Genomic DNA, 12,862 nt, shown 5'->3' on the forward strand with positions numbered 1-12,862 from the left:
CGTCCGACTTCGGCGGCGCCGCGGGCCGTCCTCGCCCCGGGCAGCGCCCTCGGCCTCGCGGAGCTGCTCGGGCTCGTGGCCGCCGTGGTGCTGAGCGTGACCGCCGGTCTGGTCGCGGTCCTGCGGGAACGTAGTCGGCTGCCGTTCACCCTGACGATGGGCGTCGCGGTCGTGTGCGTGGCGCTCCTGGTGGGAGCCGGGCCCGCGCTCGTGGCGGGCTGAGGACTGCGGTCCACCGCGCGCAGCGGCTCACCTCGTCGTACCGTCGAAGGACCATCACCGACACGAGGAGCTGGCACATGGGCACCGATGACAAGGCACGCAACACCGCCGAGGGCTGGCAGGGCAAGGCCAAGGAGGCGATGGGCTCCGCGACCGACGACCGCGACCTCGAGGCCGAGGGCAAGGCCGACCAGTCCTCGTCGAAGCTGAAGCAGGCCGGCGAGAACGTCAAGGACGCGTTCAAGAACTGACCGGCCCTGCGTGCGGGCGGCGACCAGACGGTCGCCGCCCGCTGTCGCGTCCGGGTGAGGGCCCTAGGCGTCGCCGGGTCTGCCGCGACGGTAGAGTGGGTCGGTCGAGAGGGGAACGGATGGGACACGGGCACCGCCAGATCGGTGAGGTCGCCGAGCGCACCGGGCTGTCCTTGCGCACCATCCGCTACTACGAGGAGGTCGGCCTCGTGAGCCCGGCCTCTCGGTCCCACGGCGGCTTCCGGCTGTACGCCGAGGCCGACATCGCGCGGCTCGAGCTCATCAAGCAGATGAAGCCCCTCGACTTCACCCTCGAGGAGATGCGGGACCTGCTGACCACCCTGGACGAGATCGAGGACGCGGCGGCCGGTCCTGGGCCGCAGGAGGCCCTCCTCGAGCGCCTCGAGATGTACCGCCTGGCCGCGCAGGAGCGCTGCGTGAGCCTCCAGCGTCAGCTCGACCAGGCGCAGAGCTTCGCCGAGAGCCTGAGCACCGAGCTCGGACGCCGCAGCAACGCGAGGGCCCCACGGTGACGGCCACGACCACCAGCCCGGCCGACCTCGCCCTCGAGACGCGGCGTCGGCGGAGCATCGCCGTGATCTCGCACCCTGACGCGGGCAAGTCGACCCTGACCGAGGCCCTCGCGCTGCACGCCCGCGCGATCACCGAGGCCGGGGCCGTGCACGGCAAGCAGGGACGCGACGGCGTCGTGTCCGACTGGCTCGAGATGGAGCAGAAGCGCGGCATCTCGATCACCTCGGCGGCGCTGCAGTTCGAGGTCGACGACCTGGTCATCAACCTGCTCGACACCCCGGGCCACGCGGACTTCTCCGAGGACACCTACCGCGTGCTCACGGCCGTCGACGCCGCGGTGATGCTGCTCGACTCGGCCAAGGGGCTCGAGCCTCAGACCCTCAAGCTCTTCGAGGTGTGCCGCCGCCGGGGTATCCCGGTGATCACCTTCGTCAACAAGTGGGACCGTCCCGGGCGGACCGCCCTCGAGCTGTGCGACGAGCTCGAGCAGCGGATCCAGCTCAAGCCCACCCCGGTGACGTGGCCCGTCGGCGAGGCGGGGGACTTCCGTGGTCTGCTCGACCCGGTGACCGAGGAGGTCACCCTCTACCGTCGCGCCCCGGGAGGCGCAGCCCTCGCCGAGGAGGAGCACCTCGACGCCGACGCGGCGCGGGCTGCGTTGCCCGAGCTGGTCGAGGAGGCGATCGACTCGGTCGGCCTGCTCGACGCCGTCGACCGGGACTCCTTCCTCGCCGGGAGCACGACCCCCCTCCTGTTCGGTGCGGCCCTGGCGAACATCGGCGTCCGGCAGCTCCTCGACGTCGTCGGGACCCTGGCCCCGGCCCCGGACGACCGGCCCGCGCTCGACGGCGCCCGCCGGCCCGTCGGCGCCCCGTTCAGCGGGTTCGTCTTCAAGATGCAGGCCGGCATGGACACCAAGCACCGTGACCACGTGGCCTTCGTCCGTGTGTGCTCGGGGGAGTTCCAGCGCGGCATGGTGGTCACCCACGGCCAGACGCGTCGGCCCTTCGCGACCAAGTACGCCCTCTCGGTCTTCGGCCGCTCGCGCGACACCATCGAGACGGCCTACCCGGGCGACGTCGTCGGCCTCGTCAACGCCACGAGCCTGTCCGTCGGCGACAGCCTCTACGACGGTGACGGTCCGCCCGTCGTCTTCCCCCCGATGCCCGTGTTCGCCCCGGAGCACTTCGTGGCAGCCCGGGCTGCCGACCCCGGCCGCTCCAAGCAGTTCCGCAAGGGCATCGCCCAGCTCGAGCAGGAGGGCGTCGTCCAGGTGCTGGTGTCCGAGGCTCGCGGTGACGGCTCGCCGATCCTCGCGGCCGTCGGCCCCCTGCAGTTCGAGGTAGCGACCTTCCGCATGGAGCACGAGTTCAACGCGCCGATCCGGGTCGACCACCTGAGCTACTCGGTCGCGAGGCTCGCCACCCCCGAGGACGTCCAGGCCCTGGCCGGGCGCGGCGGGGTGGAGATCGCCCGCCGGGCCGACGGCGTGACCCTTGCCCTCCTCGAGAGCGTGTGGCGCCTGCGTTCCCTGCAGCGCGACAACCCCGAGCTGAGCCTCGAGCCCCTGCCCGCAGGGACCGAGTGAGTCTGCTCCGCAGCCCTCGGCACGCCCTGTCCCCGGACGGCTTCTACGGGTGGCACGTCGTCGCCTACGCGAGCGTCGCGCTGGCCGCCACGGGCCCCGGGCAGACGGTCGGGGTCTCGCTCTTCATCGACCCGCTGATCGAGGACCTCGGGGTCTCCCGGTCCGCGATCTCGACGGCATACATGATCGGGACTCTTGCCGGTGCGGTCGCGCTCCCGTGGATCGGACGCGTGATCGACCGGGTCGGCGTGCGTCGGACCATGGCGGGCATCGGCGTCGTCTTCGCTGCCGTGCTGTTCCTGCTCTCCTTCGTGTCCTCGATCGTCGGGCTGACGGCGGGATTCGTCGGGATCCGCATGGCGGGCCAGGGAGCGCTGGGCCTGACCGCGACCACTGCCGTGGCCGTGTGGTTCCACCGCAGACGAGGGTTCGCGGTGGGGATCGTCAGCGCGGTCGGCGCCCTCGGGATCTCCTCGACGCCACTGCTTCTGGAGTACTTCCTGCTGGACCTGGGCTGGCGCACCGCGTGGCGCGTCGAGGCGCTGGCGATCCTCCTGGTCGTCGTCCCGCTCGGCCTGCTCGGGATGCGCGACCGGCCCTCGGACCTCGGGCAGCGCCCGGACGGCCCCTACGCCGCGGGGGAGTCCCGCGAACCCGTGCCCATGACCGGGCTCTCCCGCGCCGAGACCCTCCGGCACCCGTTCTTCTGGTTGATCGCCAGCGCGGTCGCCCTCTCCGGGCTGCTCACCACCGCCGTCGCCTTCCACCAGATCTCGCTGCTCACCGCCCGCGGGCTGTCGGCGACCGAGGCCGCGGCGAACTTCATCCCGCAGACCGTCGTCGGGCTGGTCAGCACCCTCGGTGCCGGGTATCTCATCGACCGCTTCGCCAGCCGGTGGATGGTCGTCACCTCGATGCTGACCCTGAGCGGGGCGCTCGTGTGGGCGACGGTGGTCGGGCCGGGGCTGTCCGCGATCGCCTACGGCGGCATGCTCGGCGCGGCCGGCAGCATCATCCGTGCGGTCGAGGCCGCGGCCCTGCCGCGGGCCTTCGGGGTGCGGAACATCGGGGCCATCCGGGGGCTGGTCGCCTCGATCAGCGTGGGGGGCACCGCCTGCGGCCCGATCCTCTTCGCGGCCGTCTTCGAACGCAGCAACAGCTACGCCCCGGCGCTGCTCGCCTCGGCCGTGGCGCCGGTCCTCGTGGCGGTCTGGGCCGTGGTCGCCCGCGAGCCCCGACCCGTGGCCCTGGCACACTCGTCCTCAGGTCCCGGCGAAGCCCGGGACGACCACGTGATCGACGACCGAGCCACCGGCTAGGCCGCCCCACTACCTGCATCACCCGCCCGAGGGCCACCAGCCCTCATCTCAGGAGGCTGAACACACCCATGGCATCACCCCACATCGAGAGTCTTCCCGCCCCGCCGCCGCTGGCCCGCGGGGCCCTGCGCGTCACGCCGCTGGGCGGCCTGGGCGAGATCGGTCGCAACATGACCGTCTTCGAGCACCAGGGCAAGCTGCTCGTCGTCGACTGCGGCGTGCTCTTCCCCGAGGACCACCAGCCCGGCATCGACGTGATCCTGCCTGACTTCACCTCGATCCGGGACCGGCTCGACGACATCGTCGCGATCGTGCTGACCCACGGCCACGAGGACCACATCGGGGGGGTCCCGTACCTGCTCAAGGAGCGGGCGGACATCCCGGTCATCGGCTCCGAGCTCACCCTCGCGTTCATCTCGGCCAAGCTCAAGGAGCACCGGATCCGGCCGCGGACGGTCCACGTCGAGGCCCTCGACACCCACACGGCCGGACCCTTCGAGCTCGAGTTCGTGGCGGTCAACCACTCCATCCCGGACGGGCTGGCCGTCGCGATCCGGACCAAGGCCGGTCTGGTGCTGCACACCGGCGACTTCAAGATGGACCAGTTCCCGCTGGACGACCGGATCACCGACCTGCGGCACTTCGCCCGGCTGGGCGAGGAAGGCGTGGACCTGTTCCTCACCGACTCGACCAACGCCGAGGTCGCGGGCTTCACGACCTCCGAGCGCGAGCTCACCCCGGCCATCGACCACGTCTTCGCGACCGCCCCGCGACGGATCATCGTCTCGAGCTTCGCGAGCCACGTGCACCGTATCCAGCAGGTGCTCGACGCCGCCCACCGCAACGGTCGCAAGGTCGCCTTCGTCGGTCGGTCGATGGTCCGCAACATGGGCATCGCGCGGGACCTGGAATACCTCAACATCCCCCGCGGCCTCGTGGTGGACTTCGGCAAGCTCGAGTCGATGCCGGACGACAAGGTCACCCTGATCTGCACCGGCTCCCAGGGCGAGCCCATGGCGGCCCTGGCCAGGATGGCCAACGGCGATCACCAGATCTCGGTGGGCGACGGGGACACGGTGCTCCTGGCGAGCTCGCTGATCCCGGGGAACGAGAACGCGATCTACGGGATCATCAACAAGCTCACCGACCTGGGCGCGAACGTCGTGCACAAGGGCAACGCCAAGGTGCACGTCTCGGGGCACGCCAGCGCCGGTGAGCTCATCTACTGCTACAACATCGTCAAGCCGCGCAACGTGATGCCGGTGCACGGGGAGTCCAAGCACCTGCACGCCAACGGTGCCCTGGCGGTGCGCACCGGGGTGCCCGAGGACCGCGTGATCATCGGCGCCGACGGCGTCGCGGTCGACCTGGTCAAGGGCCGTGCGACGATCGCCGGCCGGGTGCCGGCCGGTCTCGTCTACGTCGACGGCCAGACCGTCGGGCGGGCCACCGAGGACACGCTCAAGGAGCGCCGCCTGCTCCGCGAGGGCGGTGTGGTGACGGTCGTGGCCCTCGTGGACCCGGCCAACAACACCCTCGCCGAGCCTCTCGAGTTCCTCACCAAGGGCCTCGTGCACGACGACCACACCTTCGACGGGGTGCAGGCCGAGGTCGAGAAGGCCCTCGAGAAGGCCACGCCCGCGCAGACCAAGGACCTCGAGGCCCTCGAGGGGATCGTGGCGCGGGCCGTGAGCCGCTTCGTGCGCCGCAAGTACCGGCGCGAGCCGGTGGTGATCGCCGTCGTCATCGACGCGTAGCCAGCTGCGGGACGGCCCGGTCGCGACCTGTGTCGCGGCCGGGCCGTTCGTCGTGGTGCGGGGCGCCCGAGGCGGATCAGCGCTCGGAGAACGGCCTCGAGGCGAAGAGGTTGAGGCCCAGGCTCTCGGCCAGCTCGGTGGTCGCGAGCCGCCCGCGGACGCTGTTGCCCGCGGGGTCGAGCGGCGGTGAGTAGGTCCCTAGCCCTGCTTTGCCGGGGGATGCTGTGACGATGCCCCCGCTCACCCCGCTCTTGCCCGGCAGCCCCACCTCGTAGAGCCAGTCGCCCGAGCGCTCGTACAGCCCGGAGGTCGCCAGGACGGCGAGCACGTGCTGGCAGTGGGCGGGGTCGATCACGCGATCACCGGTCCGGGGGTTCACCCCGCCGTTGGCCAGGGTGGCACCCATGACCGCGAGGTCCACGGCGGTGACCAGCAGGGCGCACTGCCGCGTGTACAGGTCCACGGCGGCGTCGGGCTCGAAGCCGAGGTGGTCGTAGGCCTCGAGGAGGTGGGCGATGCCACGGTTGCGCTGGTTGGAGCGGACCTCGGCCTCGTAGACCTCCTCGTCGACCTCGAGGTCACGTCCGGCGAAGGCCGAGAGACCGTCGTGCAGGTGCCGCCACTTGTCCTCGGCCGTGGTCCCGGGCAGGTGGCTCGTGGTGGCGACCGCCCCGGCGTTCACCATCGGGTTCATGGTGCGGTGGTCGTTGAGCTCGACGGCCATCACGCTGTCGAAGGGCTGCCCGGTGTTGTTGACGCCGAGGCGCTCACGGGCCTCCTCGTGCCCCAGGGCCTGGCAGACCAGGGCGAAGGTGAAGGGCTTGGAGACGCTCTGGATCGAGAAGGGGCGCTCCGCGTCACCGACGCAGAAGACCTGTCCCGCCGTCCCGACCACGGCGACCCCGAACAGGTCCGGGTCGGCCTCCGCGATGGCCGGGATGCCGGCGGGGATCTCGCCCTCTCCTACGGTGCGGTGCTCCTCGTGGACCGCGTGGACGAGGCGGTCGACCGTCTCGTCCTCGGGGAGTCGGCCCGTCGAGACGGGTGGGGTCTCGCCCCGGTCCGTGACGGTCGGTTGATCCATGGGGACTCCTGGGGCTCGGCGTGGCGACGTCGGACACAGCGGTCGTCGGGTCGGCCGAGCCTCCCACGAGCACGGGCCGGTCGCTGGATCAGCGACCGGCCCGTGCTCGTCCTGCTGCCCCGCCTCGGGTGCGGGAGGCCCTCAGTGCCCCGCGCCGAGCTGACCGGCGAGAAGGTCGTGACGCTTGGCGCTGTCCTCGTTGAGGTTGAGGATGGTGACCTTCTTGCCCTTGGACGCGTACTTGGTGGTGATGGCGTCGAGGGTGGCGACGGTCGAGGCGTCCCAGATGTGGGCCTGCGAGAGGTCGATCACGACGTTCTCCGGGTCGTCGTTGTAGTTGAACTGGTAGACGAGGTCGTTCGAGGAGGCGAAGAAGAGCTCTCCCTTCACGGCGTACACGCGGACGTCGTCGTCGACCTGGTCGATGCGCTCGACGCTGGTGAGGTGCGCGACGCGACGCGTGAACAGCACCATGGCCACCACGACCCCGGTGATGACCCCGTACGCGAGGTTGTGGGTCGCGACGGTCACGACGACCGTCGCGACCATCACGGCCAGCTCGCTGCGCGGCATCCGCTTGAGGGTGCCGATGCTGATCGAGTGCCAGTCGAAGGTCGCGACCGAGACGAAGATCATCACGGCGACGAGGGCCGCCATCGGGATGATGGCCACGACGTCCCCGAAGCCGACCACGAGGACGAGCAGGAAGACGCCCGCGAGGAAGGTCGAGATCCGGGTCCGCGCCCGAGAGGCCTTCACGTTGATCATGGTCTGGCCGATCATCGCGCAACCGCCCATGCCCCCGAAGAAGCCGGTGATGATGTTGGCCACGCCCTGGCCCCAGCTCTCACGCACCTTGTTGGAGTGGGTGTCGGTCACGTCGTCGACCAGCTTGGCGGTCATGAGGGACTCGAGCAGCCCGACCAGGGCCATGGTCAGCGCGTAGGGCGCGATGATCTGGAAGGTCTCGAGGGTGAAGGGCACGTCGGGGATGAAGAGCGAGGGCAGGCTGCGGGGCAGCTCGCCCTCGTCGCCCACCGTGGGGACCGCGATCGCCATGAGCACGGTCGCGCCGGTCAGCACGACGATCGCGACCAGCGGGGCGGGCACGACCTTCGTCAGGTACGGCAGCCCGAAGAGGATGACCAGCCCGACGACGACGAGGGGGTACACCTGCCACGGCACGTCGATCAGGTAGGGCAGCTGCGAGGTGAAGATGAGGATGGCCAGGGCGTTGACGAAGCCGACCATCACCTGCCGCGGGATGAACCGCATCAGCTTGGCGACGCCGATCACGCCGAGGATCACCTGGAAGACGCCCGCCAGGATGACCGTGGCGATGAAGTACTCGAGCCCGTACTCCCGGGCCACCGGGGCGATGACGAGCGCGATGGCTCCCGTGGCGGCGGAGATCATCGCCGGGCGCCCGCCGAGGAAGGCGATCGAGACGGCCATCGTGAAGGAGGCGAAGAGCCCGAGACGCGGGTCGACCCCCGCGATGATGGAGAAGGCGATCGCCTCAGGGATCAGAGCGAGGGCCACGACCAGGCCCGCGAGGACCTCGGTGCGCAGCCGGGCGGGGGAGCGCAGGGCGCTCATGACGGAGTGGGTCTCGTCGGCCTCGGGGATCCGAGGTGAGGCATGGGTGGTCTCAGACACGCATGATCCGTTCGTCGTCGTGGGGCGTCGCGCGCCCCGAAGGAGCCGTCCGGGACGGCGGGTCAGGAACTGGGGGCGCGACGTTGCGCGACGAGGCGTGAGCGACAGCACGGCGAGGCCGGTAGATCATGCCCGGTGGGACGATCGTACCTTGACGTAAGCGTAGAGTCCCGCGTCGTCTCACGGAGCGGCGCGTCCGCGCCACGCCGCCGAGGACCGGCGCGCCACGGATAGGGTGCGGGGCGCAGGCGCCCATGGTCCCGCCCGGGCGCGTCGTCACGACCGAGGTGAGGAGCGTGGCATGAGCCGCCGTCTCGAGGAGCTGGCCTGGCACGAGACCCCCATGGGTGAGCTCACCCTGCGACGCCGGCTCGACCCGGTCACCGGGCAGGAGGTCCACGAGGTCAAGCTCGGCGAGGAGTTCCTCATGTCCTCGTCGTTCACGGCCGCGGAGGAGGAGCTCGCCCGCCACGCCCTGGCCGAGCTCGAGGGGACGGAGCACGACGTCCTCGTCGGCGGCCTGGGACTGGGGTACACGGCGCGGACCGTGCTCGAGGACCCTCGGGTGGCCTCCCTGGTCGTCGTGGACGCCCTCGCCGAGGTGATCGGGTGGCACGAGCAAGGGCTCGTCCCCCTCGGCCCGGGGATCACGGCAGACCCGCGCTGCTCCTTGGTGCACGGCAGCTTCTTCGCCCTCATGTCGGGCCAGCTCGCGGGTCAGGACGGTGCGGGCCGCCCGGTGGACCGGGCCTACGACGCGATCGTCGTCGACATCGACCACTCGCCGCGCCACGTGCTCCACCCCGACCACGCGAGCTTCTACGCACCGGAGGGCGTCGCCGAGGTCGTGCGGCGGCTGCGGCCGGGCGGCGTGTTCGCGCTGTGGTCCAACGACCCGCCCGAGGAGAGCTACCTCGACGTGCTCCGCAGCGGTCTGGTGGACTGCCGGGCCGAGGTCGTCTCCTTCGCCAACCCCCTCCAGGACGGTCCGGCGACGAACACCGTGTACCTCGCCCGGCGCCCCCTCGCTCAGTAGCTGCTCAGTAGGAGGGGTCGAACCGCGCCAGGCGGTGCCACCGGGGCCCGTAGCGGCGGTCGAGGCGCGAGGCCCCGACGTCGGCCAGGGTGCTCACCGTGGCCCGGACGCGGCGTCCGAGATCGGCCGACTGCCCGTCGTCCTGCGCGGTGTAGCGGACGCTGATCCGCGGCTCGCCGCGCACGACGGCGAGGTCCCAGGCCTCGACGGTCGTGCGTTCCCGCGCGGCCTCGGCCGCCGCAGGGAGCACCTGCTCGGGCGTGACGCCTGGCCGCAGGGCGCCGATGGTGAGCGTCAGGCGGTAGGAGGGCACGCAGGGCATGCTAGGTCGAGCCGCCGGTGCGTCCCGTGCGGCACGCCTCAGGTCCCGCGACGAAGGAGCACCATGAGCACGGTCGAGCAGGTCACGGATGCTGTCACCTATCACGGGGAGGGGCCCGTGTGGTCGCCCTCGTGGGGTGGGCTGCGGTGGGTCGACATGCTCGCGGGGGACCTGCTGACCCTGCGCGAGGGACGGGTCGAGCGTCTGCACGTGGGCTCGGTCGCGGCCTTCGTCAGGCCCCGCAGCCGCGGTGGTTACGTCGTGGGCCTCGAGCGGGGGGTAGGGCTCGCCGACCGTGCCGACGAGGCCCCCACGCCCTGGCTGGAGCTGTGGGAGGAGGACTCGGTGCGCATGAACGAGGGCGGTTGCGACCCTGCGGGCCACCTCTACGCGGGCTCCATGCCCTACGACGGGACCCCCGGAGGGGCGCGGCTCTACCGGATCACGCCTGACGGTGATGTCACCACGGTGCTGCCCGACGTGACGATCTCGAACGGGATCGACTTCTCCCCGGACGGGAGCCGCGCCTACTACAACGACACGCCGACCGGCGGTACGGACGTCTTCGACGTGGTCGACGGCGCCCTCACCGGTCGTCGGGTGTTCCACGCCGGGCAGACCGGCCGACCTGACGGGCTGACGGTCGACTCCGCAGGCAACGTCTGGGTCGCGCTCAACGGCGCCGGGCTGGTGCGGTGCTACTCACCGGCGGGGGAGGTGCTCGCCGAGGTCGGCTTCCCGGCGCGCCTCACCACGGCCTGCACCCTGGGTGGGGAGGACCTGCGCGACCTCTACGTCACGACGTCGCGGGAGAACCTCGAGGACCCCGAGCCCGAGGCAGGCGCTCTGTTCCGGGTCCGGGTCGACGTGCCGGGACGCCCCGTCCTACCTTTCGGCGGCTGAGCCGGCCTGGCTGGCCTGCTCGGACGGGGCGCCCTCGGCGGTCGGTGCACGTGCTCGGGGTGCTCGTCAGTGCTCGTCAGTGCTCGTCAGTGCTGGTCAGTGGTCGCTCTCGGCGTGGACGAGGCGGTCGGCCTTGCGGTCGGCCCAGTACTCGTCGAGCTCGCGTCGCACCACGGGGAACAGCAGGTAGAGCCCGAGGATGTTGATGAAGGCGCACAGGAACAGCATCGCGTCGGCGAGGTTCACCACGTCTCCGAGGGTCACGACCGACCCGAAGGCGGTGAAGGTCACGAAGACGATCTGGAAGACGCGCTCGGTGCGCGGGGTGCGGCCGAAGATCGTCGTCCAGGCCTTCTGCGTGTAGTAGGCCCAGGTGATCAGGGTCGAGAACGCGAACAGGGCCACCGCGATCGCGAGGACCACGGGGAACCACGGCAGGACGGTGGCGAAGGCGTCCGAGGTGAGCGTCACACCATCACCAGGGCCGGGGCCGCCAGCGGCGACGTCGGCCCGTCCGTCGAGCCAGGACTGCGGTCGGGCGATGATGATGGCCAGCGCGGTCATGGTGCAGATCACGACGGTGTCGATGAAGGGCTCGAGGGTCGCGACGAAGCCCTCGGTGACCGGGCGACGGGTCTTGACGGCCGAGTGGGCGATGGGCGCCGAGCCGATGCCGGCCTCGTTCGAGAAGGCGGCGCGCTGGAACCCCACGATGATCACGCCGACGATCCCGCCGCCGACGCCCTCGGGGGCGAAGGCTCCGGCGAAGATCTCCCCGAAGGCGGGCCCGATCTGGTCGAGGTTCACGATGAGGACCGTGAGGCAGGCGAGCACGTAGACGATCGCCATCGAGGGGACGAGCTTGCTCGTGACCCGGGCGATCGAGGTGATGCCGCCGATGATGACCACGCCGACCCCGGCGGCCAGGATGATGCCGAAGATGAGCGCTGCGCCGTCGCTGCCGAGCGGGCCGTCCGCGCCGCCGGTCACGTTCTGCGCCTGGGCGAACGTCTGGTTCGCCTGGAACATGTTCCCGCCGATCGCCCCGAAGAAGAAGATGGAGATCGCGAACAGCCCCGTCAGGGCCTTGGCGGGGATCTTGCCGAACCGGGCGAAGGCCACGGGAAGGTACCGGAACGGGCCGCCGGTGACGGTGCCGTCCTCGTGCTCCTGGCGGTACTTCACGCCCAGGGTGCACTCGACGAACTTGGTGCACATGCCCAGCAGGCCGGCCATGATCATCCAGAACGTCGCCCCCGCACCACCGATGGTCACGGCGATCGCGACCCCCGCGATGTTCCCGAGGCCGACGGTGCCGGAGACCGCCGAGGAGAGCGCCTGGAAGTGCGTCACCTCACCCGGGTCGTCGCGCTTGCCGTACCGCCCCCGGACGAGGGCCAGGGCGTGACCGAAGCCGCGGAACTGGATGCCTCGCAGCGCGATGGTGAAGAAGATCGCGGCAGCCACGAGCCAGGCGACGACGACGGGGAACGTGACCCCGCCGATCGTGACCGAGAAGAAGATGATGTTCGAGACGAAGGTGGAGATCGGCTCGAAGGACGAGTTGATCGCGTCCTCGATGTTGCTGATCGTGTTGGTCGGGACTGCGGCGTGGATCGCTGGGTCCGAGTTCATCGGGACATTCCACACGTATGTGATCCACCGCACAATAGGGGAGTGTCGCGAATCTGAGCCAGGGTGCGCGACGGCCGCCATCGGAATGTACGGTCCTCGCGTGGAACCCACCCAGGACGCGAGATCCGGCCGGCTCCCCGGCCTCACGGTCTGCTCGCTGTGCACGGGGGAGACGCTGGCCGGGGCGGACGCAGCCCCCGGGGGACAGCTGGGTCGGTTGCGGCGCCTCGAGAAGGACGGCGTCGTGCGGCTCACGCTGGTCGAGTGCCTCGACGAGTGCGAGCGTGGGGACGTCGTCGTCGCTCGCCCTAGGCGCGCGGCCCGGGCCCGGAGCGGCCCGGTGTGGTTCGAGCGAGTCGCGGGGGACGACGCGACGGCCGAGCTCGGGAGATGGCTCGCCCAGGGCGGGCCGGGAGATGCCCCTCTCCCGGCGCCGCTCGAGCAGTACCGCGTGGAGCGCGGAGGCGAGCCGGTCTGAGGGCGCGGCCCCGACACCTCGGTCTCGGCGGACCCGCAGGGCCTTCCGCCGCCAGCGGCCCTCAGGCCTCGGCG

General features: G+C 71.1%; 12 protein-coding genes and 1 pseudogene. 9 read left to right on the forward strand and 4 right to left on the reverse strand.

What is annotated here, in order from left to right; all coding sequences use genetic code 11:
* The 6 genes and pseudogenes from L0B03_RS06695 to L0B03_RS06720 form a co-directional block, all read left to right on the forward strand.
* A pseudogene (locus L0B03_RS06695) lies at positions 1 to 222 on the forward strand (hypothetical protein); the annotation flags it as partial.
* A 77-nt stretch (positions 223 to 299) separates the two neighbouring features.
* Positions 300 to 473, forward strand: a complete 174-nt coding sequence (locus L0B03_RS06700) for a CsbD family protein (RefSeq protein WP_250445011.1) — start codon at positions 300 to 302, stop codon at positions 471 to 473.
* 119 nt (positions 474 to 592) lie between these two features.
* Positions 593 to 1,006: a MerR family transcriptional regulator gene (locus L0B03_RS06705; RefSeq protein WP_250445012.1), complete on the forward strand. Its 414-nt coding sequence runs from the start codon at positions 593 to 595 to the stop codon at positions 1,004 to 1,006.
* Positions 1,003 to 2,595 carry a peptide chain release factor 3 gene (locus tag L0B03_RS06710; RefSeq protein ID WP_250445013.1) on the forward strand — a complete coding sequence of 531 codons (1,593 nt, stop codon included), beginning with the start codon at positions 1,003 to 1,005 and terminating at the stop codon, positions 2,593 to 2,595. Before L0B03_RS06705 ends, L0B03_RS06710 begins: the two co-directional genes overlap by 4 nt.
* A complete protein-coding gene (locus tag L0B03_RS06715; protein WP_250445014.1) occupies positions 2,592 to 3,914 on the forward strand; it encodes an MFS transporter in 1,323 nt (440 codons plus the stop codon). The genes L0B03_RS06710 and L0B03_RS06715 overlap by 4 nt, the downstream gene beginning before the upstream one ends.
* 68 nt (positions 3,915 to 3,982) lie before the next feature.
* Positions 3,983 to 5,671: a ribonuclease J gene (locus tag L0B03_RS06720; RefSeq protein WP_250445015.1), complete on the forward strand. Its 1,689-nt coding sequence runs from the start codon at positions 3,983 to 3,985 to the stop codon at positions 5,669 to 5,671.
* A gap of 76 nt (positions 5,672 to 5,747) precedes the next feature.
* Here the strand turns inward: L0B03_RS06720 and glsA are convergent, their stop codons facing one another.
* Together glsA and L0B03_RS06730 are read right to left on the reverse strand one after the other, a co-directional pair.
* Positions 5,748 to 6,755, reverse strand: a complete 1,008-nt coding sequence (gene glsA, locus L0B03_RS06725) for a glutaminase A (protein ID WP_250445016.1) — start codon at positions 6,753 to 6,755, stop codon at positions 5,748 to 5,750.
* 141 nt (positions 6,756 to 6,896) lie between these two features.
* Positions 6,897 to 8,354 carry a SulP family inorganic anion transporter gene (locus L0B03_RS06730; protein ID WP_250445022.1) on the reverse strand — a complete coding sequence of 486 codons (1,458 nt, stop codon included), beginning with the start codon at positions 8,352 to 8,354 and terminating at the stop codon, positions 6,897 to 6,899.
* Between the two features lie 361 nt (positions 8,355 to 8,715).
* Here L0B03_RS06730 and L0B03_RS06735 point away from each other — a divergent pair, with 361 nt between their 5' ends.
* Positions 8,716 to 9,450 carry a spermidine synthase gene (locus L0B03_RS06735; RefSeq protein WP_250445017.1) on the forward strand — a complete coding sequence of 245 codons (735 nt, stop codon included), beginning with the start codon at positions 8,716 to 8,718 and terminating at the stop codon, positions 9,448 to 9,450.
* 4 nt (positions 9,451 to 9,454) lie between these two features.
* On the opposite strand, the gene L0B03_RS06740 is transcribed toward L0B03_RS06735, so the two are convergent.
* Positions 9,455 to 9,763: a hypothetical protein gene (locus L0B03_RS06740; protein ID WP_374204899.1), complete on the reverse strand. Its 309-nt coding sequence runs from the start codon at positions 9,761 to 9,763 to the stop codon at positions 9,455 to 9,457.
* Positions 9,764 to 9,835: 72 nt separating this feature from the next.
* Between L0B03_RS06740 and L0B03_RS06745 the strand changes: the two genes are divergently transcribed.
* On the forward strand, positions 9,836 to 10,675 hold the full coding sequence (locus L0B03_RS06745; protein ID WP_250445019.1) for an SMP-30/gluconolactonase/LRE family protein: 840 nt from the start codon (positions 9,836 to 9,838) through the stop codon (positions 10,673 to 10,675).
* Positions 10,676 to 10,771: 96 nt separating this feature from the next.
* Here the strand turns inward: L0B03_RS06745 and L0B03_RS06750 are convergent, their stop codons facing one another.
* Positions 10,772 to 12,310, reverse strand: coding sequence for a sodium:alanine symporter family protein (locus tag L0B03_RS06750; RefSeq protein ID WP_250445020.1), 1,539 nt, complete (start codon positions 12,308 to 12,310; stop codon positions 10,772 to 10,774).
* 100 nt (positions 12,311 to 12,410) lie between these two features.
* On the opposite strand from L0B03_RS06750, the gene L0B03_RS06755 reads away from it, so the two are divergent.
* Complete coding sequence (locus tag L0B03_RS06755; protein ID WP_250445021.1) at positions 12,411 to 12,788, forward strand: hypothetical protein; 378 nt, start codon at positions 12,411 to 12,413, stop codon at positions 12,786 to 12,788.
* Positions 12,789 to 12,862 lie beyond the last annotated feature (74 nt).

The sequence above is a fragment of the Actinotalea sp. C106 genome (assembly GCF_023630195.1).
Lineage (GTDB): Bacteria > Actinomycetota > Actinomycetes > Actinomycetales > Cellulomonadaceae > Actinotalea.